The following is a 26,239-nucleotide window of genomic DNA, read 5'->3' on the forward strand; positions in this document are numbered from 1 at the left end:
CGATGGGGACGAGGTCACGTGATCGTCGAGCCAGCGCGATCTACGTCATCGCACGCACCTGGATCGCACCATGGGGACCAGCGCCACCACGCGGCCGTCGTACGCCGCGGAGCACGACCACGAAGCCGACCGACTCGAGTCGCTGCGCTCTTACGCGCTCCTCGACACCGAGCCCGAGGACCTGTTCGACGACCTCGTCCTCATCGCCGCCCGGATGTGCGGTACGCCGATGGCGGCGGTGGCCCTGGTGGACGACGAGCGAGTGTGGTTCAAGGCCCGTTTCGGCATCCGGCGCACCGAGGTGCCGCGCGGCTTCACCTTCTGTGAGCAGGTCGTGGCCCGCAAGGAGCCCCTCGCGGTGGCCGACTCACGGCTCGATCCGCGATTCCGCGCCGCCGCCGACGACGGAGTGCTGGCGTACGCCGGCGTGCCCCTCGTGGGCCGCGACGGCCTGCCCATCGGCACGCTCTGCGTGTTCGACACCGTCGCCCGCCAGCTGCCGGACAAGTCCGTCGAGTGGCTGCGGATCCTGGCCGAGCAGGTCGTCGCCCACATCGAGCTGCGACGCACCGACCACCGAGCGGGTCTGGCCGACGGCTTCGAGACGTCCGGGCTGCTGCGACCCGAGCGGATCCGCGCCGCCCTCGACAACGGCGAGCTGTTGCCCTGGTTCCAGCCGGTGGTCGACCTGCACACCGGCCGGCGTTGCGGCGCGGAGGCGCTCCTGCGCTGGGAGCACCCGGAGCACGGACCGATCCCCCCGTCGGCCTTCCTGCCCGTGCTCGAGGCGACCGGGCTGATCCTGCCGACCGGACGCCAGGTGGTACGGCGCTCGCTCGCCGCACTGCGATCGGTCCTGGACACGGTCTCCAGCGGCTCCGCCGAGGGGCCCGGGTTCGGCGTATCGATCAACGCCTCGGCCGTCGAGATCGCCCAGCCCGGGTTCGCCCGGCGGATCATCGACGAGATCGCCGAGCAGGCCGTCCCGGCCGGCGCCGTGACGATCGAGCTCACCGAGACCGGAGGCCCGACGCCGATCGAGGTGCTGCGCCCCGAGCTGCAGCAACTGCGCGACGCCGGGCTGCGGATCGACGCCGACGACTTCGGCAACGGCCACTCGACGCTCCAGCGCCTGCTCGACCTGCCCCTCACCGGGATCAAGCTCGACCTGTCGATCATCAGCCGGGTCCCGCACGACGTCCGGGTGGCGCGGGTCGTGCAGTGGCTCGTCGACGGCGCCCACGATCTCGGACTGTCCGTCGTCGCCGAGGGCGTGGAGTGCGAGGAGCAGCGCCTGTTCCTGCGCGACGTCGGCTGCGACCGGGCCCAGGGCTACCTGTTCGGGCGACCCGCGCGCGATCTCGATCCGGGTCCCACTGGGTGAGTCGAGCGACTTGTCGTCGGTCCCGTGCACCGGAAGGCTCGCCTCCGTGACCCCGACGACCGCCGACCGGCTCGCTCTCGACGACCTCGTCCACCGCTACGCCCTGCTGGTCGATCAGCGCGCGTTCGCGGCGGTCGGTGACCTGTTCACGTCCGACGCGGAGCTGGTCCTGCCCGATCCGCCGTCCTCCCTGCAGCCGACCGTCGAGGTGCTCGGCCGAGAGGCCGTGGTCACCGCTCTCGGCCGGCTCGCCGGCTTCGCGGCGACCTTCCACGCCGTGGTCGGCCGGATCGCGGAGGTCGACGCGGATCGACCCGACCGAGCGACCGGTCGGGTCGCCTGCGAGGCGCACCACGTGAGCACGGCGGATGACGGCCGGGCCCGGGACCTGACCTGGTACCTGCACTACGACGACGAGTACGCGCTGGTCGACGGGCGTTGGCTGATCGCCAGGCGAGCGCTGACGATAGAGGTGATCACGACCGGACCGGTGCGCAAGGTCCGCTGAGTTCGCGCGACGGGGAGGCGGCGTCGCGAGCGTCGTGGCGCGCGCAGCAGGCGCCTCCCCGTCGCGCGAACCCTACGATCGAGACGTGAGCGACCCCTGGCAGACCGACCGGCTCGACCTGGCGGGCTACCTCGATCGTCTCGGCCTGACGGCGGCGCCACCGTCGCGGGCCGCGCTCGACGCGCTGCACCGGGCGCACGTGCGGACGTTCACCTTCGACAACGTCGACGTGCTGCTCGGCCAGCACCGCGGCGTCGGGCTCGACGTGCTCAGCGAGAAGTTCGTGGGACGGGGGCGGGGCGGCTACTGCTTCGAGCACGCCACGGTGTTCGCGGCCGCCCTCGACCGCCTGGGGTACGACGTCGAGCGGCACCTCGGCAGGGTCGGGGACCCGGCGACGGGTGACGTGCAGGGCCGCACCCACATGACGCTCGAGGTGCGCCTCGACGGGGAGCGGCTGCTGTGCGACCCCGGCTTCGGGATGAGCCTGGTGCGACCGGTGGTCCTGGCCGACGGCGCGGAGAGCGACCAGGACGGCTGGCCCTACCGGGTGGTGCGCACCGGCGGCGGGTGGGGCCTGCAGCGACTGCGGGAGGCCGGCTGGGAGCACGCGCACACCACGGACGAGCTGCCTGTGCTGCCGGTCGACGTCGTCATCGGGCACCACTACACGAGCACGTTCGCGACCTCGCACTTCCGCAACGGCCTGATGATCACGCGCCACGACGAGGGTCGCCACGTCTCGGTCACCGCCACCGCGCTGACCGTACGACGACCGGGCGAGCCCACCGCGCACCGTCCCTTGGCGCCCGGTGAGCTCACCGACTGGTTGCGCGCGCTCGCCGTACCGCTGACCCCGGACGAGGAGCGGCGACTGCTGGACCGGGTCGCCGGGCTCTGACCGGTCAGCCGGCGGCGAGGATCCCCTCGGCGATCTCGGAGCCGACCCGCACGGCGCCGTCGACGTGCTGGAAGCCGTGGCCGGCGACGTCGCTGCTGCCGAACTCGATCGGGCCGACCGGCTGGCGCAGCACGTGGCCCCAGCGGGTCAGGCCGCCGAGGTCGAAGCTGGTGCCGTAGGCGCCGCCGGTGAGCTCCTGGTGCTGCCAGTCGCTCTCGACGTACGCGATCGGGTGGCGGGCCTGCTCGCCGTAGTAGGTCGCGAGCGAGTCGAGGACCCGCCCGCGGCGCTCCTCCTCGGACAGCGGGCCGACCGCGTCTGCGTTGACGTCGGACACGAAGCCGACGACGACACCGCGGGACTCGCCCTCGGGGGTGTTGTCGTAGGCCTCGTGCACGAGCTCGTAGGGCCCGAACGCAGTGCCGTCGAGGCCCGCCTCGCGCCAGAACGGCGTCTCGTACATCGCCTGCACCTTGATCACGAGCCCGAACGACTGGTGCTCGCGGGCGATCCGGTGCTCGGCCGGCAGCTCGGGGGTGAACCGGACCCGGCGCACCACGGTCGGGGGTACGGCGAGCACCAGCCGGCGCGCGGCGTGCTGCTCGTCGCCGACGTGGACGACCGCGCCGCCGTCGTTCCACTCGACGTGGGTCACGTCCTGGCCGAGACGGACCCGGTCGCCGAGCCTGCTGGCCAGCTCGATCGGGACCGACTGCAGGCCGCCGACGACGCGGCGGTCGAGGATGATGTCGGCGTCGAGCAGGTTGCTGAACGAGCCGGCGCTGGCCGCCATCTGCACCGCCTGGAGCGCGGAGAACGCGTGGGCGGGCTTGGTCAGCATCGCGGGGCCCAGGTAGAGCGCGATGTTGTCGCGGGCCTCGGCGTCGTCGCACTGCTCCTCGAGCCAGGCGCGCAGCGAGATGCTGTCGAGGTGGCGGGCGTCCTCGAGCTCCCACGGCCGGGCCGGGTCCATCGCGGCGGCGAGCTCGTCGAGCTTCTTGGCCAGCTCGGCGATCGCGGCGTTGGTGGCCTCCGATACCGGCAGGTCGTCGGTGAAGCGGCGCGCGACGCGGTCGCGGCCGACGTACAGCGATTCGCCGTCGCGGTGGCGTGGGTACGTCGCCAGCCCGAGCTCGTCGACCAGCGCGATGAGCGCGTCCTGGTCGGGCGAGACCCACTGGCCGCCCATCTCGAACATGGCGGGGGCGCCCGCCTCGTCGGTGAGGTCGGTGCGCAGCCGGCCGCCGACGCGGTCCCGGGCCTCGAGCACCAGCACGTCCTGGCCGGCCTCGGCCAGGCGCCAGGCGGCGGTCAGGCCGGTCGCGCCGGCACCGATCACGATCACGTCGTGGAGGGTCATGTCAGTTCTCCTGGAAGGCGGGCTCGAGGGCGGGCTCGTCGGTCGGGTCGATCACGACGAAGCGCTCGTCGGGCCGGCGGGCGAGGTAGGTGAGGTAGTAGACGAGGGCGACGGCGAGGATGCCGCCGGTGATGGCGAGGTCGAGCGGGTCGGCGCCGACGAGGGCGTAGCCGACCGCGACGACGACGAGCAGCGGCGGCAGGGGCCACAGCGGCATCCGCCAGCCGGGGGCGGTGCTCATCAGGCGCACCCGGATCGCGGCGAGCGCGAGGACGACGTACATCGCGGAGATGATCACCGAGGTGATGCCGAGCAGGGCCTCGATGTCGACGCCCCACGCGAGGACCGCGCCGGGGATGCCGATCACGAGGGTGGCGACCCAGGGGGCGCCGTACCGCGGACCGAGGAGGCTCAGCGCGCGGTTGACGGCGGGCGGCCAGGCCCGGTCACGGCCCGACGCGTAGACGACGCGGCTGTTCTGCAGCACCATCACGATGGCGGCGTTGAGGATGGCGATCGCGATGCCGAGGTTGACCGCGACGGCGGTGGCGTCGCCGCCCCAGGCCCGGACGAACTCGGAGAAGTCGCCGGTCGCGAGCGCGCCGAGGTCGTCGACGGCCAGCACGGTGGTGACGGTCGGGACCAGGATGACCAGGCCGCCGAGGCCGAGCGACCAGAACACGACGCGGGCCACGTTGCGGCGGGGCTCGACGACCTCCTCGGCCAGGTAGGCCGCCGTACCGAATCCGCTGACGACGAACACGCCGACGGTCAGCCCGGAGACCAGCAGGGCCGCGGTGAACGGCTCGAGGCCGCTGTCGCCGAGGACGTGTGCGCCCAGCAGCTCGCCGGGACCGCGCTGGACGTGTGCCGCGCCGAGCAGTGCGACGACGGCCGCGGCGACGATCTCGAGCAGCAGGAAGATGCCGGTGACCAGCGCGTTGGCGCGGATGTCGAGCAGCGCGATGCCGGTGGCGACGAGCATGACGACCGCGCCGGTGAGCGCGCGGTCGAGGTTCACCAGGTCGGCGAGGTAGTCGGCGGTGCCGAGCGCGATGACCGGCGGGATCACCCAGAGCAGCACGCCGGACAGGGCGAAGGTCAGCCATCCGGCGCAGCGGCCGAGGGTGTGGGTGACCATGGCGTACTCGCCGCCAGCGCTCGCGACCCGGGTGCCGAGCTCGGCGTAGCAGGCGCCGACCGCGACCGAGATCAGGATGCCGGCGAGGATCGTGAGGACCACGCCGCTGCCCTGGCTGGCCATCATCTCGGGGACGATGATGAACAGGCTCGACGCCGGCGTGATGCACGACAGCACGAGCAGGACCGCTCCGGCCGGGCCCAGCACGCGAGCCAGCCCTCCCCCGTGTCCCGACTCGACGGGCGTGGTCTCCGCCGCGCTCGCGGTGATGGTTTCGGTCATTTCCCGGACTCCTCGGCAGTACCTCTCGACGCACTTTGAACGTCGTACAAAAGTTTGAACGACATTCAAAGTGACGTACGACACGGGTCCTCGTCAAGACCCCTGCACGATTTGTCCAGGCTGCGTCCCCACGTCGCCGCCGTCGCGAGCGGCGTTTCCGGCCGCTATGGCAAGGCGGCGGAGCGAAGTCGTGCTGGATCGCCCTTCGAGCGACGCCGACGCAGCCAGATCGAGTCGGAAACGTCGCGCAGCAGGCGGGGCCGTGGGGGCCGCGGCCTAGGGTGTGGGCGTGGCACGCACCCGATCGAACCGGCGCCTGGACCGGCCCCGCGAGCAGGTGCTCGCCACGACCCTCGAGATGATCGCCGAGCAGGGCCTCGGCAAGGTCACCATCGCCTCGCTGGCCGCCCGCCTGGAGACCAGCGGCGGGCACCTCCTCTACTACTTCGGCACCCGCAACGGCCTGCTCCTGGAGACGCTGCGCTGGAGCGAGAGCCAGTACGCCGAGCAGCGGGCGCCCCTCCTCGAGCAGGCCGCCGCGGGGACCGGCGACCTCACCACGGTCCTCGAGTTCGCCGGCGTCTTCCTGCCCGTCGACGAGCGCGACCCGCGCTGGATGCTGTGGCTGGAGCTGTGGGCGCGGGCGCCGTACGACGCCGAGCTGGCCGCCGCGCAACGCGAGCTCGACGACCACTGGCACGACGACCTGGTCGTCGTACTGCGCGCCTGCCTGCCCGGGATCGGCGACCCGGAGGGGCTCTCTGCCCGGCTGCGGGCGATGTGGGACGGCTTCGCGATCGCGATCGTCAACGGCGGCGGCACCGCCCAGCGCGAGGCCGCGATCGGCCACACCCGCGCGACCCTCACCCCCTGACCCGCGCGGCGATCCCGTCCAGCGGGACCCGCGGGTCCGCTCCCGGCGTGCCTCACCACAGTGAGGGCACCAACGACCAGGGAGGTTCCTCCATGACCACGGCCCACGACGTCTTCTCCGGCCGCACCGCGTTGATCACCGGCGCCGGCAGCGGCATCGGCAAGGGACTGGCCCAGCACGCCGCGTCCCTCGGCATGAAGCTCGTCCTCGCCGACATCGACGAGGCCCGCCTCTCGGCGGTGGCCTCCGAGCTGCCCGGCGAGGTGCTGAGCGTCGTCACGGACGTCGCGGACGCCGCCGCCGTGGACCGGCTCGCCGAGGCCGCGTTCGAGCGCTTCGGCAGCGTCGAGCTGGTCGTCAACAACGCCGGCGTGATGCGGATCGGCTACTCCTGGGCGATCTCCGCCCAGGACTGGGACACCGCGATCGACGTCAACCTGCGCGGCGTCGTCAACGGCGTCCGCGCCTTCGTCCCGCGCCTGGTCGCCCAGGGCACGGCGGCCCACGTCGTCAACGTCTCCTCGGTCGGCGGCTTCCTGCCGAGCCCGATGATGGCGCCGTACACCGCCACCAAGTTCGCGGTCCTCGGCCTCACCGAGTCGCTGGCCATGGAGCTCCAGATGGCGCAGTCGCCGGTCAAGGTCTCCGTCGTCACTCCCGGCCCGGTACGCAGCGAGATCTTCGCCCAGGCCCCCGCCACCGAGGACCCGGCGCTGCTCGGCTTCCACCAGTACCTCGCGCAGCAGAACGTCGAGGAGGGCATCCCCGGCGACGAGTACGCCCGGATCGTGCTCGACGCCGTCGCCGCCGGCGAGTACTGGGTGATCACCCACCCCGAGTTCACCGACGCCGGCCTCGCCGCCCGCGCCGAGATGATCACGACCCGGACCGCCCCGTCGGTCAGCCTCGGCTGACCAGCTCGTTGAGTTGCCGCATCCTCACCGTTGAGTTGCCGCATCCTCACCGTTGAGTTGCCGGAACTCACCGTTGAGATCGGCAACTCAACCGCGAGGACGGGGCAACTCAACAGGGAGAAAGCGGCAACTCAACCACGAGGACGGGGCGACTCGACGGGGACGTCAGCCGAACCGGGTCCACTGCTCCAGCACGACCAGCGTCTTCGTGCTCGCGACCGCACGTCCCGAGCGCAGGATGCCGACGACGCGGCGCAGGTCCTCGACCCCGTCGACCCGGATCCGCACCAGTGCGTCCGGGTCGCCGGCGAGGGTGAGCACCTCCTCGACCTCGGGGACCTGGGCGACGAACTCCATGATCTGGGCGAGGTCGAGGTCGTCGCCGAAGTGCAGCTCGGTCATCGCCTCGATGCCGGTCGCGATCCGGCCGTGGTTGATCTTGACGGTGTAGCGCTCGATCACACCGAGCTTCTCCAGGCGCGCGATCCGCCGCTGGACCGGTGCGACGGTCAGCCCGACGGCGGTCGCGATCTCGCGCAGCGGGCGGCGCGCGTTCTCCCGCAGGAGGTCGAGGATCGCGCGGTCGGTGGTGTCGAGAACAGCAGCATCACTCACGCAACGGAATCTACTCCTCACGAGTCTTCTGTTGCGCAACGAAGCGGCAGCGCACCGCCACGATTGCGGATCGACGCCAAACCGGGCGACAAGTCTTGTGACCCGGCCCACCAAGCCCCAGGCTCGTGCGCATGACGCTGACCGCCGCCCCCGCCGCCCCCGTCGACCTGGTCTTCGAACGCTCCGACGAGCTCGGGTCCGCCGGCCACGAGCAGGTGGTCTTCTGCCGCGACGAGGCCACCGGACTGCGCGCGATCATCGCGATCCACGACACGCGGCTCGGCCCGGCGCTCGGCGGCACCCGCTTCTACCCCTACGCCAGCGAGGCCGAGGCGCTCACCGACGTGCTGCGCCTCTCGCAGGGCATGACCCACAAGGCGGCCGCGGCCGGCATCCCCCTCGGCGGCGGCAAGGCGGTCATCATCGGCGACCCCGAGTCGATCAAGACGCCGGAGCTGATGGCGGCGTACGGTCGGTTCGTGGACACGCTCTCCGGGCGCTACTTCACCGCCGCCGACGTCGGTACGACGGCACAGGACCTCGACGCGGTCGCCACCGCCACCCGGTACGTCGTCGGCCACAACGGCGGCTCGGGCGACAGCGGCTTCTCCACCGCGTACGGCGTGTTCAGCGCGATGCGGGCGACCGCCGAGCACCGCTGGGGACCCGACGGCCTGCGCGGCAGGACGGTCGGCGTCGAGGGCATCGGCAAGGTCGGCACCCACCTGGTCGCGCTCCTCCTCGAGGAGGGCGCGAGCGTCGTCGTGTCCGACGCGTCCGAGGCGGCCCTGGCCCGCATCGTCGAGGCGCACCCGAGCGTGACCACGCGCGCCAGCGTGCTCGACGCCCCTGTCGACGTCTACGCCCCGTGCGCGCTCGGCGCGACGCTGACCCCGGGCTCGGTCGACGCGATCCGCGCGAGCATCGTCTGCGGCGCCGCCAACAACCAGCTCCTCGACTCGTCGGTCGCCCCGCTGCTGCAACAGCGCGGCATCACCTGGGTGCCCGACTACGTCGCCAACGCCGGCGGCCTGATCCAGGTCGGCGGCGAGATCTGGGCGCGCACGCCCGAGGAGCTGCGCGTCGAGATCGCCGCGATCGCCACCACCGTGCGCGCGATCCTCACCCGCTCCGACGAGAGCGGCCGGCTGCCCAGCGAGGTCGCCGCCGAGATCGTCGCCGAACGCCTGTCCGCCGCGACCCGCCCGACCGAGGGAGCCACCGCATGACCGAGCTGCTCGAACGACCTGCCGGCGAGCCCGCCGCGCCGTACGACCTCGACGACCGGTTCCGGGTCGACGCGCCGCCGACGCTGCTCACCGGCGTGCAGGCGATCGCCCGCCTCCTCGTCGAGCACCGCGCCCTCGACCGTCGCCGCGGCCTCAAAACCGCGTCCTTCGTGTCCGGCTACCAGGGCAGCCCGCTCGGCGGCCTGGACCGGATGCTCGCCGGCATGCAGGACGTGCTCGACGCCAACGACATCCGCTTCGTGCCCGGCCTCAACGAGGAGCTCGCCGCCACCGCCGTGTGGGGCAGCCAGGTCGACCTGCCGCTCGGCACCAGCAAGTACGACGGCGTGACCGGCTTCTGGTACGGCAAGGGCCCTGGCGTCGACCGGGCGACCGACGCACTGCGCCACGCCAACATGTACGGCGTCAACCGCCGCGGCGGCGCGGTCCTCCTCGTCGGCGACGACCCGGCGTCGAAGTCCTCGACCGTGCCGGCCGTCAGCGAGCGGTCCCTGGCCGCGCTCGGCATCCCGGTGCTCTTCCCCCGCAACTCCACCGAGATCGTCACCCTCGGCCTGCACGCGATCGACATGTCGCGCGCCACCGGCTGCGTGGTCGCGCTCAAGATCGTCGCCGACGTCGCCGACGGCGCCTGGGTGGTCGACAGCTCCGACGTCGCCCTGACCCCGGTCACGCCGACGATCGACTGGAACGGCAACCCCTACGCCTACACCCAGAGCCCGATCGTGCTCCGCCCGGCGATGATCGTCGGCGCGGAGGCCGAGCTCGTGGGCCCGCGGACGGCGCTCGTCCACGAGTACTCCGCCCGCAACGGCCTCAACGTCATCGAGGTCGACTCCCCGACCGCCCGGATCGGCCTGGTCGCCTCCGGCAGCTGCTACGACTCGCTGCGCCAGGCGCTGACCGACCTCGGCGTCACCGACGAGGCGCTGGTCGCGGCCGGCGTCCGGGTGATGCGGATGGGCATGATGAGCCCCGTCGAGCCCGAGGCCGTACGCCGGTTCGCCGACGGCCTCGAGGAGATCGTGGTCGTCGAGGACAAGACGTCCTTCATGGAGATGCAGGTCCGCGACCTGCTCTACGGCAGCGCGAACGCACCGCGGATCCTCGGCAAGCTGGACGCCTCGGGCCAGCGGCTGATCCCCGCCGACGGCGAGCTCACCGCGGGCCGGCTGCTCGCTCCCCTGCGCCACGCGCTCGAGGGCTGGCTGACCGTCGCCCCGCCCCAGCGACCCCGCACGAGCCTGCCGCTGCTCCCGGTCAACCGGTCGGCGTACTTCTGCTCGGGCTGCCCCCACAACCGCTCCACCGTGCTGCCCGAGGGCTCGATGGGTGGCGGCGGCATCGGCTGCCACGCCATGGTCACCATCTCCGACCGCCCGGAGGACACCGTCACCGGTGTCACCCAGATGGGCGGGGAGGGTGCGCAGTGGATCGGTCAGGCGTGGTTCACCGATGCCGGCCACATCTTCCAGAACGTCGGTGACGGCACCTTCTTCCACTCCGCCCAGCTCGCCGTGCAGGCCTGCATCGCGGCCGGCGTCAACATCACCTACAAGCTGCTCTTCAACGAGGTCGTCGCGATGACCGGCGCCCAGGACGCCGAGGGCGCGCTCTCCGTCGCGCAGCTGACCCACAAGCTCACCACCGAGGGCGTCGCCAAGATCATCGTCTGCGCCGACGACCCCGGCCGGCACCGCCGCCGCGACCTCGCCGCCGGCACCCTGCTCTGGGACCGCGACCGCCTCGACGAGGCCCAGCGGCTGCTGCGCGAGGTCCCCGGCGTGACCGTGCTGATCTACGACCAGCACTGTGCCGCCGACGCCCGCCGCCAGCGCAAGCGCGGCGCCCTGCCCGCCCGCACCCAGCGCGTCGTCATCAACGAGGCGGTCTGCGAGGGCTGCGGCGACTGTGGCGTGAAGAGCAACTGCCTGTCGGTGCAGCCGGTCGAGACCGAGTACGGCCGCAAGACCCGCATCGAGCAGACCTCGTGCAACACCGACTACAGCTGCCTCGACGGCGACTGCCCGTCGTTCGTGACCGTCGAGACGGCACCGAAGACCGCCCGGTGGTCGATGAGGTTGCGCAGCAACCGTCTCGAGACCCCCAGGACCGCCAAGTCCAAGCGTTCGTACCCGGCGCCGCCGAGCGTCGCGGCGAGCACCGCCGACCAGCCGGTCACCACGACCCAGAACGTCTTCATGGCGGGCATCGGCGGCACCGGCATCGTGACCGTCAACCAGGTGCTGGCCACGGCCGCGCTGCGTGCCGGGTACGCCGTCGAGTCGCTCGACCAGACCGGCCTGAGCCAGAAGGCCGGACCGGTCACCGGTCACCTGCGCTTCGCCGCCGGCGACCTCGAGCCGGCCAACCGCCTCACCCCCGGGTCGGCCGACTGCTTCCTCGGCTTCGACCTGCTCACCCTGGCCGAGGACCGCAACCTCACCTACGGCGACCCGGAGAAGACCCGCACTGTCGTCTCCACCAGCCGCACCGCCACCGGCGCGATGGTCCACGACCCGAAGGTGTCCCACCCCGACGAGGCGGGCCTGCTCGATCGGGTCCGCACCGCCAGCGTCGAGCTGTTCGACTTCGACGCGCTCGAGGCCGCCGACCGGATCTTCGGCAACACCGTCGCGGCGAACTTCCTGCTCGTCGGCGCCGCCCACCAGACGGGTGCGCTGCGGCTGCCCGCGGCCGCGATCGAGGAGGCCATCGAGATCAACGGCACCGCGGTCGCCGCCAACATCGCCGCGTTCCGCTGGGGCCGCGTCGCGGTCACCGACCCGGCTGCCTTCAGGGCCGCCGGCGCCGTCGCCGCGCCGACCGCTCCTGCCCGCGAGGTCGCCGTACCCGCCTCCGTGGCGGCCGCCGGCCTCGAGGGCGAGCTGCTCCGCCTGGTCTCCCAACGGGCCACCGACCTGGTCGGCTACCAGGACGAGAAGCTCGCCGACTCCTATGTCGCCCTGGTCGCCCAGGTCGCCGCCGCCGAGCGGGCCGCGACCGCCGAGACCCGGTTCAGCGAGGCCGTCGCGCGCAACCTGTTCAAGCTGACGGCGTACAAGGACGAGTACGAGGTCGCTCGGCTCCTCACCGACCCGGCCTTCCTCGCCTCGACGGGCGACGCCTTCCCCGGCGGCACGGTCGCGTTCAAGCTGCACCCGCCGGTGCTGCGGGCGATGGGCCGGAAGAAGAAGATCTCGTTCGGCCCGAAGTCGCACGGCTCGCTGCGCGCGCTGGCCCGGATGAAGTCGCTGCGGGGCACCCGCGCGGACGTCTTCGGCTACGCCCACCTGCGCAAGGTCGAGCGCGAGCTGCGCGACCACTACCGGACGCTGGTCACCGGCCTGACCTCCGAGCTGGGCGACGCGGCGTCGTACGACCGCGCGGTGCGGATCGCGGAGCTGCCCGACCTGGTCCGGGGCTACGAGACGGTCAAGCTGCGCAACGTCGAGGAGTACGTCGCCGCGCTGCGCGAGCTCGGCGTCACGCCTCCGGCGGTCGACTGACGGGCGGACGCGAGGGGTCGTGGGCCGCTGCCATCGCGGCCCCGACCCTCGCCGTCGGCCCGGCGACGAACACGTACTCGACGTTGCGCAGTCGCGAGACGGTCCCGACCTTCTTCCCCGAGGGACCGTGGATCCCGATCTGGGCGCCGACGTACCGCTTGCGGTCGAACGCGAGCATCCGCACGTCCTCGTGCCCGGCGTCGCGCAGCGAGTCCATCATCTGCTCGGCGGTGATCCACGACTCGTCGTTGTAGGACACCACGACGACCTCCGACCGGGCCCGTCCGACCAGGTCGGCGAACGCGGCCGGCATCGCGCGCTGGGTGTTGAAGACGCTCCTGGTCCCCGCGTCCCGGCTGTCGATCCGCTTGCACGCGACCCCGTAGTGCTCGGGTGCGTCCCAGCGGACGAGGGTCTCCCAGATGTGGTAGTTCGTGAAGTAGCGGTGCTGGTTGTACGGCGGGTCCAGGTACATCAGGTCGACCGGCGGCAGGTCGTCGATCGTGCGCATCGCGTCGCCGCGGATCGTCGTACCGGTGCCCGGGAGGAGCTCGGGGCGCCGCAACGCCAGGTCGTTGTGGGACCGCGGCGCCCACTGCTTGAGGTAGGCCATCTGCACGCCCGTCGTCGAGTCGACCCGGTCGGCCGCCAGCAGCAGGGCGGTCAGCAGGATCGGGTACAGCGGCGAGCCCCGATGGTCGCTCTCCAGCACGTTGCGGATCGCGTCGACCCGGGCGCCGTTCTTGGGCTGGAAGAACCGCGACCGCACGCAGAACGTCTCCGTGAAGTACCCCGGCTCCCCCGGCAGCGCCGCCAGCCGCTTCAGCTCGTTGTCCAGCTCCTGCTCGTCGACCTCGCGCGCGTCGGTCGCGATGAAGCAGTCGCTGAGGACCTGGCTGTACGTCGCCAGGTCGGTCGCGGTGACCACCAGCCCGCGCCGCTTGAACTCCTGCGCGACCCGCGTCGTACCGGTGAACAGGTCGACCGCGGTCCTCGCGCCCACCGCCTCCGCGATGTCGCCGAGCACGGGGACCAGGGTCCGCTTGGAACCCAGGTACTTGAGCACGGACCGAGGCTACTTCGCCTTCCGTCGCACCGCGGGACCCGGGCCGCGCGGCCCCACACCCCGCGGCGGGCACGGGTACGGCGAGTCTCGGGGGGATGATCGTCGCCGTACCCGGGCAGCCAGAACCCTAGGAGCCGGCCTTGACACGCGATCGGCGTGAGTGTGAAAGGTCGGACGTAGCCTCACAACGCGGAAGGCCGGCCTCCGTGGTTCGGAGACCGGCCTTCGTGCTCTGCGCGCCTGTAGGGATTCGAACCCCAAACCTTCTGATCCGTAGGGATCAGATGGGGTGACCGGCGCCGACCCGGCGCGCCTGTGGCCGACACCTCGATGTCGCCCAACGTAGCAGGTCAGAGGGCACTTCGCCGGCCCGTCGTCCTCAGTCGGAGCCGGTCGCACCGAGCCGTCCACCCTCCACAAAGGACTGTCCGAATGAGCCGAAAATGAGCCGGCTCCTTCCTCTCGAAGGCCGCGCGATCCGATCTACCGATGGTGCCTGGATCGCTACCTCGGACTTTCCCGACTTCGCGACGGCACCCCCTCGCACCTCTTGAGACCGATTCGGCATCCGCTCACGCTCGACGAAGGGTGCGGCCCCACGGCTTCTGCGTGGATGTGTCGGACCCCCATGGCACCATCCGAGGATGGACGTGTTCGACGCCGCCGACTTCAGCGATCTCCTGCCCAAGAAGCTCCTGCGGTGGATCGGCATCGGAGTAGTGGCGTTCGCCGCCCTGGCGCCGACTCGGTTCCAGGACTGGTACATCGGACAGGCACAGCAGCACGCCGAGCACCTCACCGAGGAGCTCGTCGACATCATGATGCCTTCCACCGACCCGCCCATCGCCCCCGCGAACGAGGACGGTGCTCCGTGAGCGATTTACGTCCGTGGTGAGAACACCTAGCGGACGAAGGTCACCTGCTGGTCGAGTGGCTCCCTGTCCGTCGCGTTCACGGCGATCGGGTGAGCCCGGTCCTCGTAGCCCAGCGAGATGCCGCACACGATCATCCGGTCGGCCGGAATGGCCAGGTGCTCCCGCACGGCCGGGTGGAAGTCCAGAAACGACGCCTGTGCACAGGTGGCAAGGCCACGGCTCCGAGCGCTCAGGAGGAGGGTCTGGATGTACGCACCGACATCGATGAGCGCGCTTGCTCGGGGGTTGCGGGCCGTGGTCACGATCATCCCGACGGGAGCGGAGAAGAAGTCGTAGTTGCGGCGGTGGTAGCGCTCGCGCTCCGTAGCGTCCTCCAGGCGCAGGCCGAGGGCGCGGCCATAGAGTCCCTCGCCGAATCTCTCTCGGCGCTCCTTGAACGGCGGCTCCCACGCTGCGGGATCCGGTTGGTAGTCGAACTCGCGCTCCGCCCGGCCGAAGGTGTCGTAGTAGCGCAGCACGTGCTCGGTCAGCGCCCGCCGCCGCGCGCCCGCGAGCACGTAGGTGTGCCAGGGCTGGACGTTGGAGTTGCTCGGCGCCCGGGCGGCGAGGTCCAGGATCTCGCGAACCAGCTGCGGGGGGACCGGATCGTCACGGTAGGCCCGCACGCTGCGCCGGCCCCGGACGATCGCGTCGAACGCGTCCACCTCGTCGTGGCGACACGACGAAGGCGCGCCCTGGCGCGTCGAGGTCATTCGACCGGAGGCACGATGTCGTAGGAGATGCGGCCCGCCGGAAGGTAGAACAAGGCGATGACGGCGCCGCCACGCACCTCCGGGTAGTGGTGGCTCGCCGGGTCCGGCGCCGTCCAGCCCCCGCCGCACCAGCCGCGTGGACCGGCGAGCTCGGCGCCCTCGTCGAGCGCGACGACGAGGTTCAGCTCGCCGTACGGGTGCTGGTGGTATTGGCCACGGAACGGCTCGACGCTGTCCATGTAGACGGCCGTGATGCTGAAGTAGTTCAGCTCGGCACTCGGCTCGGCGAGGCGACTGCGCCGGTAGTGCGGGCCGTCGATCTCGATGTTGGCCGCCCAGCCGTCCCGGACACCCTCGGTCACCAGACTCGCCACACGGTCGTAGAACTCCGAGCCGGGGCCGTGGGTCTGGTTCAACCAGCGCTCGAGGTCCTCCCCGGCGGTCCGGTTCTTCAACGCGTTCAGGAACGGGATGCTGGCGTCGATCAGGTCCTGCGGTGTGCTCATGGTCGGTCTCCTCGTCTCGTCCGGGCGCCCGCCCGATCCGGTTCTAATACAATACCGTATCGTAACGAAATCGGAAGAGGGGACTTGCGATACTGAGCCCATGACCCCCAGCGCACACGCGACGCCCGCTGCGGCCGCCGGGCCCGGCCGCCCTCGCGACGCCGATCTCGACACTGCGATCATCCAGGTGACCCGTGAGCGGCTGGCAGAGCAGGGCTACTCGCAGATCAGCCTGAGCGAGATCGCGGCCGCGGCGGGTACGACCCGGCCCACGTTGTACCGCCGCTGGCCGACCAAGCTCGATCTCGTCATCGCCGCGCTGGAGTGGGGGTTCCAGGCGCAGACCGACTCCTACCCCAGCGACGCCATCGCCGAGCTGGAGCCGCGCGAGGCCTTCGTCGAGGCGGTACGGCGCCTCGACCCGGCGTACTTCAACGAGGACGCCATGTTGCTGATGGGCAACTTCATGGGCGAGGCCCGCCGGACGCCGGAACTGCTTGCGATCGTGCGCGAGCGCGCCGTCAACCCACGGCTCGCCCAGCTCGAGGCCGTACTCCAGGCGCTGCAGCATGGCGGCGGGATCCGGCCGGAGGTCGACGTGCGGGCGGTCGCCACACTGTGCTTCGGCGCGTACTTCGCCACGTTCCTGCGCGAGGACGCCGACCACCACGCCGTCGCGGAGAGCGTCTGCGACACCCTGTGGCCCTCACTCGCCCCCTGACGGCGCCGCCGAACGGCACCGGGGGATCCACCGAATCAGCGCATCGAGCAGGTCCGCGAGCGCCTCGTCGTTCTCCGGGCTCGGAGAGAAGCGCCGTCCCGACGCCTGCTCCTCGATCCGAGCGCCGACCGACGGGACCACCACGGCCTCGCGCAGGGCGAGCGCCCCGACCGACGACAGCACCGGGCGAAGGGCGGCCGCGGCCCGGGTCCCGCCGGAGATCCCCCCGTAGCTGACCAAGCCGACCGGCTTGTCCGACCACTCATGGAAGAGGTGGTCGACGGCGTTCTTCAAGGCCGCATTGAAGCTGTGGTTGTACTCCGGGAAGACGATGACGAACCCGTCGGCCCGCTCGATCAGTCGACCGAAGGCGCGCGTGTGCTCGTGCTCGTACTGGCGCAGCCGGGGGTGCCTCGGCTCGTCGTAGAGCGGGAGGTCGACCTGGGCGAGGTCGACCTGCTCCACCGTGAGGGCCGGTCGGCCCTCCGCTTGCTCCGCCACCCACGCGGCGACGTGGTGGCCGACGCGTTGGCGCCGGGTGCTCGCCGTGATCACCTGGACCAGGGGCGGGTGCTCAGCCATCTCGACTCCTTCTTCTCGTTTCATTACAATACTGTATCGTAATATCATGCTCGTTGGCCTCATTCGAGGCGCCGTCCTGCGGCCCCCCTGGGCCGGCTCGGTCACCTTCGCGGTCTTCACCCCGCTGTTCGCCCTGATGGCCCTGCCCGGCGCCCGCGGGCCTGCCGCACTGCCGATGCTGGCGGCCCTCGTGCTCCTACCGCGACTGGTGGGCGGCATCGTCTTCGGCGCGCTCGGCGACCGGTACGGCGCCACCTGGGCCCTGCGGCACTGCCTCACTTTCGGCGCCGGCACGTCGGCGGCGACGGCCGCGCTCGCCGTGCTGCCCGGGCCGCTCGCGTCGAGCGCCGCGGTCCACGGCGCCCTGCTGAGCAGTGCCGCGATCGCGGCCGGAGGCGCCTGGCCACTCACTGCCGTCCTGTGCGCCGGCGGCGCGGAACCGACCCGCCGTGGCCGCGCCGGACTAGCACCTCAGCTGGGTGTGCTCGCAGCCGTCGTGGCCGGCGCCGGAATCGCCGTCGGATCTCGCCTGGCCGGGGTCCTGCTTGGCGTGGACGCGTGGATCGCCGGCTCTCACGTCGTGGTGGCCATGGGCCTGCTCCGGCTGTGCCGAGTCCACTGCGGGCCCGTGCGAGCCCCGCGACCGAGCTCCGCGGCGATCTCCCTGCGCAGCTGGCGCCGGGTCCTCCTGGCCGCAGCCGCCCTCTCCACCACCTTCACGGTGTTCACCATGGCGACCGCGCCCGTGGTCGCCCTGGGCGCCGAGAGCGCCGGCTCACCCCTGCCGGTCGTCGCGGCCGGCCTGGTCGTCGTCCTCGGCACCCTGGCCGGGGCCGGCAGCCTTGCCGCCGTCGTCTCGGACGCCTACTCCCGCCAGCACATCGTGCTGGCCGGTACCACCGCGGCCACCGGCGTGGCACTGTCGGCCGTCCTCCTCCAGCCGGGGCCGATCCTGCTGACGTCGCTGCTCGCCGTGCCCGCAGCCCTGCCGTTCGGCTGCGGCGCGGCGCTGCTGCCGACGCTGTTCCCCGCCGGCCACCGCACCGTCTGCGTCGCGATGGCCTCGGCCCTGGGCGCGGCCGGCGGGGCGGCGACCTATGCCTGGGCGACCGTGGGCACCGACCCGGCCGCCGCGCCGGAGCCCGCGCCGGCCGTGCTGGCGGCCGTCGGCTGCCTGAGCGCGCTGTGCATCCGCGCGGTGATCCGCGACACCCGCCGCGCCTGACCAGGGCCCCGCAGCGACCGCCGCCGCGCTGCCGTCAGCCGGCCGCCAGGTGGACCGTCTGGACCCGCAGGTACCCGGCGAGCCCCTCCGGGCCGAGCTCTCGGCCCAGGCCGCTCGCCTTCCATCCCCCGAACGAGAACGCGGGGTCGGGGACGTAGCCGTTGACGCCGACCGCGCCCGCATGCAGCCGCCCGGCGACCCGAGCACCGAGCTCGAGGTCCTCGGTCCACACGGTGCCGCACAACCCGTACGGCGTTGCGTTCGCGAGGCTGACCGCCTCGGCCACGTCGTCGTACGGCGTGATGGTCAGGACCGGCCCGAAGATCTCGGTCTGCGCGAGGGTCGAGGTGGTGTCGACGTCGGCGATCACGGTCGGCTCCACGAACCAGCCCGGCCCGAAGCGCTCACCCGGACCGCCGCCGACCACGACCCGGCCACCCTCGGCGACACCGGTCGCGATCAGCGAGGTGACCCGGTCCCGCTGGCGCTCCGACACGAGAGGGCCGACCTGGACCGTGGGATCCGACGGGTCGCCGACGACGAGCGAGCCGACGAATGCAGCCACCGAGCCGACCAGCTCCTCGTATCGCGAGCGAGGGACCAGGAGCCGGGTCGTCGCGTAGCAGGTCTGCCCGTTGTTGAGGAGCGCGGCGCCGAAGAGGTCACCCCAGCGCTGGGTCAGGTCGACGTCCTCGAGCAGCACTGCGGCCGATTTGCCGCCCAGCTCGGTGCTCGCCGGTCGCAGCAGGCGCCCGCACTGCTCGGCGATCGATCTCCCGACCTCGGTTGAGCCGGTGAACGAGACCTTGTCGACCCCCGAGTGGGCGACCAGGGCCGCGCCGACCTCCGCGCCTCCCGGAAGGATGCCGACCACACCGTCCGGGAAGCCCGCCTCCTCCAGAGCGTCGGCGAGGAGGAGGCTGTCGAGCGCAGTCTCGGGAGACGGCTTCAGCACGATGCCGCACCCGGCAGCCAGGGCGGGCGCGAGCTTGGTGAAGGCGAGCGTCTGCGGGAAGTTCCAGGGCACGATGCCGGCGACCACGCCGACCGGCTCCTCTCGGACCCGCGCGGTGCCTCCGTGCCGACCCGCACGCAGCGGGGCGAAGTCCTTCTCGCGGATCAGGTCGGCGTAGAACCGCAGCGTCGCACCGGGCATGGCGGCCTCCAGCTGCGCCGAGAGCTGGATCGGCATGCCGTTCTGCGCGGAGACCACTTGGGCGATCCGCGGCCCGCGCGTCGCGAGGGCGCCGGCCAGAGCCTCCAGCCGGTCGGCCCGATCGGCCGCCGACCAGGACGACCAGCCGTCCGGTTCGTCGAGGGCGCGCCGGACGCCGCGCACGGCGGCATCGACGTCCTCGGGCGTCGCGGCACTCGTCGAGCCGACGACCTCGAGCGTCGCGGCGTTGCGCGCCAGGATGGTGGCGTCCGTCGCCGGGCGCTGCCAGCCACCCGCGTAGTACAAGCCTCGCGGCTCCAGAGCTTCCATGGTCGACCTTCCTCACGTGTTGTATTACAGAGTTGATTCGTAACGTAAATGGCGGACGCCAGACGCCGCCGACCCCATCGGGCTCAGATCAGCTGAGGCTGCCGCTGGGCGACCTCGTCGAGCAGGACGCCAAGCACCTCGCCACGCATGCGGTCCGGCGAGATCTCCTCCTTGGTCGCCCCGACGTGGAGCGCGGCCACGATCCGGCCGTCCCAGCGGGCCACCGGAACGGCGATGGAGTGCTTGCCGGCCTCGATGTCGTCGGCCACATAGCTGTAGCCGTCGCTGCGCACCTCGGCGAGCTCGGCCTCGGTCAGGCCGCTCGCGCCGCCGAGGTAGGCGGCGGCCTCGTCCTCGGGCAGGTTCGCGACCAGGACCCGGCCGAGGGACGAGACCCGTGCCGGGGTGCGGAAGCCGATCCCGGTCCCGATCGCGATCAGGTGGTCGGGCACGAAGCGGGCCACGATCAGGGCGTCGTCCCGGTTCAGCACGGCGACGGAACAGGGCGCGTCGAAGCGGGCGCCGATCCGGTCGCACGACGGCTGGAGCACGGAGCTCACCGGGTTGGACCCCAGGTAGCGGCCGGACAGGGCCATCACCTGGGGCGTGAGCTCGTAGGAGCGGCCGTCGCTGCGGAGGTAGCCGAGGAACTCCAGGGTCAGGATCGCGCGCCGCACGGTCGCCCTCGAGACGCCGATCAGCTTGGCGGCCTCCGCCTGGGTCAGTCGGTCTCGGTCGGTGCCGAAGGCCTCGAGGACGGCCAGTCCGCGCGCCAGGGCCTCGGAGAAGTCGGCGGGGTTGACCCCGTCGGGGAGCGTGCGGGCGCGACGGGCCTGCTCGTCCTCAGGTGCTAGTCGACCCATCGGCTGGTCCTCTCCTCCCGAGAGTCTCGAGACAGCGTGCAGCGCATCAGTATGGCGGGAGCCGGCATCACGGCAGCCGAGAGCCTCGGTACACGGTCTGGGGCCGGGTCGCCGCGTCGAACGACGCCGAACCGCCGGTGGCCCCCATCCCGCTGGACCGGGTGGGCTCGTAGACCATGATCCCACCACGGCCCTGCCACTGGTTGAGCCAGACCAGCGCGACGGGGAGCTCGGCCGCCGCCGCCAGGTGCGCCTCGTCGTTCGAATAGACGGTGGCGCCCAGGCCGTACGTGCTCGCGGCCGCCTGGTGCAAGCCGGCCTCGAACGAGCTGACCGACTCGATCGCGACGACCGGCCCGAAGGTCTCCTCTCGCATCAGCGACATCGAGGCGTTCACGCCGGTCACGACCGTGGCCGGCAGGCGGTTCCCCGGACCCTCCGGTACGACGCCGCCCCGCACCACCCGCGCGCCCCGGTCGACCGCGTCCCGCAGCTGAGCGACCACCAGGTCGCGCTGACGGCCCGACGCCAGCGGACCCAGCGCCGGCATGGCGGCTCCTCCGTCGTCGAAGCCCCATGCCTCGACGGCCACACCCACCGCCTCGGTGAAGGCGGCGGCGATGTCCTGGTGGACGTACACACGCTCCATCGAGGTGCAGATCTGCCCGCTGTTCAGCAGCGAGCCGAGCGCGATCTGCGCGGCCACGCTCTCGACGTCGACGTCGCGGTCGACGACGACCGCATCCTTCCCGCCGAGCTCGAGCGTCGCACGCATCAGCTTCCGCGCAGCGGCGAGCGCCACCGCCCGGCCCGAGCCTACCGAGCCGGTGAAGCTCACCAGTCGGACAGCCTCGTGCGCACTGAGCAGGGCGCCCGTGCTCCCGTCGCCGTGGACGACGTTCATCACCCCGGGCGGCAGCGGCGAGATCGAGGCGAGGAACGCCACCGACATCGGGCACAGCTCCGACGGCTTGACTACCAGCGTGTTCCCGCTGAGCAGGATCGGCCCGCACTGCTCCAGGACGGAGAGCACCGGCGAGTTCCACGGCGTGATAAGCGCCGTGACCCCGAGGGGCCGCCGCTCGAGGCGGCTGGCGCCGTCTTCGTCGGCAGCCTCGACCGAGAAGGCATAGCGCTTCGCCGTCGCACAGGCCGAGCGGAGGGCCGCGGCGCCCTGGAGGATCAGCATCCGCCCGAGCCCCAGCGGCTGGCCCATCTCGAGGCGCTGCAAGGTCGCCAGCTCGTCGAGGTGCTCCTCGACCACGTCCGCGAGCTCGGCCAGGTGATGGATCCGGTCGGCCAGCCCGAGCGCGGCCCAGCCGATCTGGCTCGCGCTCGCCGAGTCCACCGCAGCGCCGACGTCGGATGCCGCGCCGATCGGCAGCGTGGCCAGGACCGACCCGTCGTGCGGCGAGAGGACCGGGCGGCCGGCGCCCCCCTCCGCCACGACGGGCCGACCGGCGACCCAATGGGCGATCGCGGTCTTGTTCATGGCCGTCACCCCAGCTTGTCGGCGAGATGCTCGCCGACCATGACGGCTGCGAGGTGGGTGTTGGCCCGCGGCACGAACGGGAGGACCGAGGCGTCCGCGACCATGACGCCACGGAACCCGTGCAGCCGGCCGCTGCTGTCGACCACGGCCCTCGGGTCGTCGCCGCGACCGATGCGGCACGTGCTCGTCGGATGCTGGGCGTCGGCGGCAGTCGCCAGAAGGAACTCGTCCAATCGGCGGTCGTCGTCGATCGCCGCGAACAGCTCGGCATTGAGGTCCGGCAGGTTGCCGGCCGAGATCGCCGCGACCGCGTCCGAGCGGCACAGGTCGGCGACCAGCCGGATGCCGTGGCGGAAGCGGGCCAGGTCCCTCTCGTCGTCGAGCATCCGCTGGCGCACGAACGGCTGGACCCGCGGGTCGGTGCTGACGATCGATACAGTGCCCTCGGCGTACACCCGGTTCACCCACAGGCCGACGGCGCCGGCGCCGAATCGGACGTCGGCCCGCTCCATGGCCAGCACGTTCTGGTTCCCCGACATGATCAGCATGTCGTTGAAGACCGAGCCTGGTCCCTCGCTCGTGTAGCGCACCGTGACGTTCGTGTGCCGCCCGTCCACGGACGTGACGGCCGACTCCTCGGTCAACGGGATCCGCACGAAGACCACGGGATGGTCCTGGAGCGCACGACCGACCGCGAGGTCCGCCCGGACCCGCACGCCCGCACGCTCGAGGACGTCCGCCGGCCCGATACCGCTGCGCTGCAGGATCGCCGGTGAGTGGATGGCGCCCGCCGACAACACAGTGAGATCGGCCCGGAACTCGGCAGGGACGCCGTCGACGACCGCGGTGACGCCCACGACCCGATCGCCGTCGATGAGCAGTCGGTCGACCAGGACGCCGCCGCGGATGTCGAGGTTCGGGTCTGCTCGCATCGGCTCCAGGTACGCATCGTTCGTGGTGACCCGCCGACCACCTCGGCTGTTGATCGGGTAGCGCGAGACGCCTGTCGCGCCCGGCGCGTTCACGTCGTCCTCCCACCCGAAGCCGGCACCGAGGGCGGCGTCGTGCAGGGCGCGGTCTACCGAGCCCCAGTCGGCCGGGTCGGTCCGGAAGACCGGGATCGGGCCGCCGCTGCCGTGGTACGCCGCGGCGCCATAGTCCTGGTCGTCCTCGAGGCGCGCGAAGTACGGCAGCACGCTGTCCCGGTCCCAGCCGTCGGCCCCGAGCGCTGCGTAGTCGTCGAAGTCCTCCAGCGGTGGCCGGATCGCGATCTGGCCGTTGACCGACGAGCTGCCGCCGACACCTCGGCCCCGCCAGTACGGCTGGGCCTCCTGGTGCTCCGTGCGCGTGGCCATCAGGTCACGCCACACCAGGCTCTTGGTGGCCTCGGGGTCGAGCAGCGCGCGGAGCGGGTTCGGCGAGCGCCAGACCTCCGGCATGTCACGCGAGCGGTAGTCGGGCCCGCCCTCGAGCAGGAGGACCCGGCGCCCGCCGGCCGCGGCGCGAGCGGCGAGCGCCGCACCTGCGGAGCCCGCGCCCACCACGATCAGGTCCCAGTCGTTCTCTGTCATACGTTCGCTCCTCGGGGCGTTGGACGTGTCGCGGCTGGTCGCCGCCGTCGGGTGGTGGCGGCGGCTGTTGCCACTGCCAGGAATTCTGCGATGTCGGCGGGGTCCGTGTCGTAGGAGCAGACCAGACGGCATCGTCCGCTGTCCTCGTCGTACACGTGGAAGTCGGCGATGTCGGCCAGGGCGGCCCGGATGCGGACGCTCAGGTCCACGAACACCAGGTTCGCCTCGACCGGGAAGGCGAGTCGCGCACCCGGCAGCTCCGCCAGCCCTTCGGCGAGCCGACGGGCGGCCTCGTTGGCGCGCTCGGCGTTGGCCTGCCACAGCCCGGCCTGCAGGTAGTGGTGGAATTGGGCGCCGATGAAGCGCTGCTTCGAGGCGAGCTGACCCGCTTGCTTGCGGACGTGTCGCACCCGGAGGTCCGGAACGCGTGCTCGCGAGGCGACGACCACCGCCTCGCCGAACATCATTCCGTTCTTGGCCCCGCCCAGGGTCAGCAGGTCGACGCCCGCGCCAATGCTGAGGTCGCGCAAGGAGGCCCCCTCGTGCACAGCGGCGTTGGCGAGCCGTGCGCCGTCCAGGTGGACGAGCAGATCCCTCGCGTGTGCCCAGTCCGCCAGCTCCCGGACCTGATCGGCGTCGTACACGCGGCCGGTCTCGGTCGCGTTGGCGAGCGTCACCACGGCGGGCCTGACCTGGTGCTCGCCGCGGACGAACGGGCGCAGCGCGGCCTCGAGGCTCCCGACGTCCAGCATCCCGTCGTCAGTCGCGACGGGAACGAGCGAGGCGCCGGCGAACCGGGCCAGCGCTCCTGCCTCGTCGGTGAGGACGTGACTGTCGTCGGCGCAGACGACCGCCTCGTGCGCGCCGGTCAGCGACGCGGCGAGGGCGACGGTGTTGGCACCGGTCCCCCCGAAGGTCGGATACACCCTCACGCCGCGGCCGAACTCGGCGCGGAAGGCCTTCGCCGCGCCGGCGGACCACCGGTCGGAGCCGTACGCCGGCGCGGGGCCGTCGTTGGCCGCCGCCAGGGCCGCCAACAGGTCGGGGTGGGTGGGCGACCAGTTGTCGCTCGCCAGGGCGATCCGGCGGCTCACCGCCCACCCCCAGGAGAGAGCCAGGCACGAGCCGCGGCGACCAGCGCGGCGACGCCCGTCGTGAGCGTCGGGCGCGGGCAGGGGGCGAACTGCGGCGAGTGGTTGGTGGGCAGCTGGTCGATCCGGTCCGCGTTCCGGGCGCTGCGGTACTCCTCCGGCTCGACCCCGCCCAACGCCCAGAACACCGAGGGCGCGCCGCACGCGCGACCGAGCTCGGGGAAGTCCTCGCTGCCCATGATCGGCTCGATCTCCTGCACCTGCGCGGCACCGAGAACGGAGCGATGCGCCGCGACCACCCGGTCGGTGGCGTCCGGGTCGTTGATCGTCGGCTTGAACCCGAACAGCTCACGGAACTCGGGCGGCCTCGGCGAGCCGGAGGCCGCGCACTCGGCCTCGACGATCCGGCGCAGGGAGCCGGTCACCCGCTCGGCGACGGCCTCGTCGAAGGTCCGCGCGCTGACGGTGAGGTCCGCATGGTCCGGGACGATGTTGCCGGCGACGCCGGCATGGAGCTGCCCCACGGTCACCACGACCCGGTCCGCAGGCGAGACCTCCCGCGACACGATGGTCTGGATCCTGGTCACGATCGAGGCGGCGAGCACGATCGGGTCGACGACCGCTTGCGGCTGCGAGCCGTGCCCGCCCCGGCCGTGCACCCGGATGTCGTAGGCGTCGGACGCGGCGAGGATGGGCCCGGACCGGTAGCCGACCGTCCCCGCCTCGTACGGGAACACGTGCTGGCCGAGGATCACGTCCGGGCGAGCGAACAGGTCGAACAGGCCGTCCTCGATCATCGCGCGGGCGCCGCCGGCGCCCTCCTCCGCCGGCTGGAAGAGCGCGACCAGGGTCCCACCCCAGGAATCCCGTTGCCGCGCGAGCTCCTCGGCCGCACCGACGAGGCAGGCCATGTGCACGTCGTGGCCGCACGCGTGCATGAGCGGTGTGGCGACGCCGCCCTCGCCGGTGACGACCTCCTGGCTCGCGTACGGGAGGCTGGTCTCCTCCTTGACGGGCAGGCCGTCCATGTCCGCGCGCAGGACGACGACCGGCCCGGGACCGTTCGCGAGGACGCCCACGACGCCCGTGCCGCCCACGGCCGTGGTCACCGCGAAACCGGCGGCGGCGACCCGTTCCGCGAGCACGCCGGCCGTGCGGACCTCCTGGTAGGCGAGCTCCGGGTGGGCGTGCAGGTCTTCGTACAGACGCTCGATGTCGTCGAGGTGAGCCTGGTCCATGACCGTCCTGTCTAGTTCGTTTATCGCACGTAC

23 protein-coding genes and 1 pseudogene are annotated in these 26,239 nt (G+C 72.1%); 10 read left to right on the forward strand and 14 right to left on the reverse strand.

Translation table 11 applies throughout. From position 1 onward, the window contains the following. The first annotated feature begins 70 nt into the window (after positions 1-70). The 3 genes from QI633_RS24950 (at position 71) to QI633_RS24960 (ending at position 2,793) form a co-directional block, all read left to right on the forward strand. Complete coding sequence (locus QI633_RS24950) at positions 71-1,384, forward strand: EAL domain-containing protein (protein ID WP_141796920.1); 1,314 nt, start codon at positions 71-73, stop codon at positions 1,382-1,384. 46 nt (positions 1,385-1,430) lie between these two features. After that, on the forward strand, positions 1,431-1,892 hold the full coding sequence (locus tag QI633_RS24955) for a nuclear transport factor 2 family protein (RefSeq protein ID WP_282427435.1): 462 nt from the start codon (positions 1,431-1,433) through the stop codon (positions 1,890-1,892). Between the two features lie 85 nt (positions 1,893-1,977). Continuing rightward, positions 1,978-2,793, forward strand: a complete 816-nt coding sequence (locus tag QI633_RS24960) for an arylamine N-acetyltransferase (protein ID WP_282427436.1) — start codon at positions 1,978-1,980, stop codon at positions 2,791-2,793. Positions 2,794-2,797: 4 nt separating this feature from the next. On the opposite strand, the gene QI633_RS24965 is transcribed toward QI633_RS24960, so the two are convergent. Together QI633_RS24965 and QI633_RS24970 are read right to left on the reverse strand one after the other, a co-directional pair. Continuing rightward, a complete protein-coding gene (locus QI633_RS24965; RefSeq protein ID WP_282427437.1) occupies positions 2,798-4,153 on the reverse strand; it encodes an NAD(P)/FAD-dependent oxidoreductase in 1,356 nt (451 codons plus the stop codon). 1 nt (position 4,154) lies between these two features. Beyond that, positions 4,155-5,576 carry an APC family permease gene (locus QI633_RS24970; protein WP_141796888.1) on the reverse strand — a complete coding sequence of 474 codons (1,422 nt, stop codon included), beginning with the start codon at positions 5,574-5,576 and terminating at the stop codon, positions 4,155-4,157. Positions 5,577-5,865: 289 nt separating this feature from the next. On the opposite strand from QI633_RS24970, the gene QI633_RS24975 reads away from it, so the two are divergent. Both QI633_RS24975 and QI633_RS24980 read left to right on the forward strand, forming a co-directional pair. Further along, the gene (locus QI633_RS24975) at positions 5,866-6,450 is read left to right on the forward strand and encodes a TetR family transcriptional regulator C-terminal domain-containing protein (protein ID WP_282427438.1); all 585 of its coding nucleotides are present in this window, start codon (positions 5,866-5,868) and stop codon (positions 6,448-6,450) included. Positions 6,451-6,542: 92 nt separating this feature from the next. Beyond that, positions 6,543-7,364, forward strand: a complete 822-nt coding sequence (locus QI633_RS24980) for an SDR family NAD(P)-dependent oxidoreductase (RefSeq protein WP_282427439.1) — start codon at positions 6,543-6,545, stop codon at positions 7,362-7,364. A gap of 165 nt (positions 7,365-7,529) precedes the next feature. Here QI633_RS24980 and QI633_RS24985 read toward each other — a convergent pair whose 3' ends face one another. Then, positions 7,530-7,979, reverse strand: coding sequence for an Lrp/AsnC family transcriptional regulator (locus QI633_RS24985; RefSeq protein ID WP_141796885.1), 450 nt, complete (start codon positions 7,977-7,979; stop codon positions 7,530-7,532). Between the two features lie 131 nt (positions 7,980-8,110). Between QI633_RS24985 and QI633_RS24990 the strand changes: the two genes are divergently transcribed. After that, complete coding sequence (locus tag QI633_RS24990) at positions 8,111-9,208, forward strand: Glu/Leu/Phe/Val dehydrogenase dimerization domain-containing protein (protein WP_282427440.1); 1,098 nt, start codon at positions 8,111-8,113, stop codon at positions 9,206-9,208. After that, positions 9,205-12,738, forward strand: coding sequence for an indolepyruvate ferredoxin oxidoreductase family protein (locus QI633_RS24995; RefSeq protein ID WP_282427441.1), 3,534 nt, complete (start codon positions 9,205-9,207; stop codon positions 12,736-12,738). Before QI633_RS24990 ends, QI633_RS24995 begins: the two co-directional genes overlap by 4 nt. On the opposite strand, the gene QI633_RS25000 is transcribed toward QI633_RS24995, so the two are convergent. After that, complete coding sequence (locus tag QI633_RS25000; protein WP_282427442.1) at positions 12,716-13,804, reverse strand: DNA adenine methylase; 1,089 nt, start codon at positions 13,802-13,804, stop codon at positions 12,716-12,718. The two genes, QI633_RS24995 and QI633_RS25000, sit on opposite strands and share 23 nt — an antisense overlap. 233 nt (positions 13,805-14,037) lie before the next feature. Further along, positions 14,038-14,117: pseudogene (locus tag QI633_RS25005) on the reverse strand. A gap of 331 nt (positions 14,118-14,448) precedes the next feature. On the opposite strand from QI633_RS25005, the gene QI633_RS25010 reads away from it, so the two are divergent. After that, positions 14,449-14,679: a hypothetical protein gene (locus QI633_RS25010; RefSeq protein ID WP_282427443.1), complete on the forward strand. Its 231-nt coding sequence runs from the start codon at positions 14,449-14,451 to the stop codon at positions 14,677-14,679. Between the two features lie 26 nt (positions 14,680-14,705). Here the strand turns inward: QI633_RS25010 and QI633_RS25015 are convergent, their stop codons facing one another. Then, entirely contained in the window at positions 14,706-15,431 is a 726-nt protein-coding gene (locus QI633_RS25015) for a nitroreductase (protein WP_282427444.1), read from the reverse strand. Further along, the gene (locus QI633_RS25020) at positions 15,428-15,937 is read right to left on the reverse strand and encodes a DUF4863 family protein (RefSeq protein WP_282427445.1); all 510 of its coding nucleotides are present in this window, start codon (positions 15,935-15,937) and stop codon (positions 15,428-15,430) included. Before QI633_RS25020 ends, QI633_RS25015 begins: the two co-directional genes overlap by 4 nt. Before the next feature lie 100 nt (positions 15,938-16,037). On the opposite strand from QI633_RS25020, the gene QI633_RS25025 reads away from it, so the two are divergent. Then, entirely contained in the window at positions 16,038-16,658 is a 621-nt protein-coding gene (locus QI633_RS25025; protein WP_282427446.1) for a TetR/AcrR family transcriptional regulator, read from the forward strand. Here the strand turns inward: QI633_RS25025 and QI633_RS25030 are convergent. Continuing rightward, positions 16,644-17,240, reverse strand: a complete 597-nt coding sequence (locus tag QI633_RS25030) for an NAD(P)H-dependent oxidoreductase (RefSeq protein WP_282427447.1) — start codon at positions 17,238-17,240, stop codon at positions 16,644-16,646. The genes QI633_RS25025 and QI633_RS25030 overlap by 15 nt on opposite strands. 46 nt (positions 17,241-17,286) lie before the next feature. Here QI633_RS25030 and QI633_RS25035 point away from each other — a divergent pair, with 46 nt between their 5' ends. Beyond that, positions 17,287-18,465, forward strand: a complete 1,179-nt coding sequence (locus QI633_RS25035) for a hypothetical protein (protein ID WP_282427448.1) — start codon at positions 17,287-17,289, stop codon at positions 18,463-18,465. A gap of 34 nt (positions 18,466-18,499) precedes the next feature. Here QI633_RS25035 and QI633_RS25040 read toward each other — a convergent pair whose 3' ends face one another. The 6 genes from QI633_RS25040 to QI633_RS25065 all read right to left on the reverse strand — a co-directional run bounded on the left by QI633_RS25040 (position 18,500) and on the right by QI633_RS25065 (position 26,206). Next, entirely contained in the window at positions 18,500-19,951 is a 1,452-nt protein-coding gene (locus QI633_RS25040; RefSeq protein WP_282427449.1) for an aldehyde dehydrogenase family protein, read from the reverse strand. Positions 19,952-20,034: 83 nt separating this feature from the next. After that, positions 20,035-20,814 (reverse strand): helix-turn-helix domain-containing protein, encoded by a 780-nt coding sequence (locus tag QI633_RS25045; RefSeq protein ID WP_282427450.1) that lies wholly within the window; start codon positions 20,812-20,814, stop codon positions 20,035-20,037. A gap of 67 nt (positions 20,815-20,881) precedes the next feature. Further along, a complete protein-coding gene (locus QI633_RS25050) occupies positions 20,882-22,306 on the reverse strand; it encodes an aldehyde dehydrogenase family protein (RefSeq protein WP_282427451.1) in 1,425 nt (474 codons plus the stop codon). Between the two features lie 5 nt (positions 22,307-22,311). Continuing rightward, positions 22,312-23,877, reverse strand: coding sequence for a GMC family oxidoreductase (locus tag QI633_RS25055; protein ID WP_282427452.1), 1,566 nt, complete (start codon positions 23,875-23,877; stop codon positions 22,312-22,314). Beyond that, positions 23,874-24,971, reverse strand: a complete 1,098-nt coding sequence (locus tag QI633_RS25060; RefSeq protein WP_282427453.1) for an aminotransferase class I/II-fold pyridoxal phosphate-dependent enzyme — start codon at positions 24,969-24,971, stop codon at positions 23,874-23,876. Before QI633_RS25060 ends, QI633_RS25055 begins: the two co-directional genes overlap by 4 nt. Next, positions 24,968-26,206: an amidohydrolase gene (locus QI633_RS25065; protein WP_282427454.1), complete on the reverse strand. Its 1,239-nt coding sequence runs from the start codon at positions 26,204-26,206 to the stop codon at positions 24,968-24,970. The genes QI633_RS25060 and QI633_RS25065 overlap by 4 nt, the downstream gene beginning before the upstream one ends. Positions 26,207-26,239 lie beyond the last annotated feature (33 nt).

Origin of the sequence: Nocardioides sp. QY071 (assembly GCF_029961765.1) — a bacterium.
Taxonomy (GTDB): domain Bacteria; phylum Actinomycetota; class Actinomycetes; order Propionibacteriales; family Nocardioidaceae; genus Nocardioides.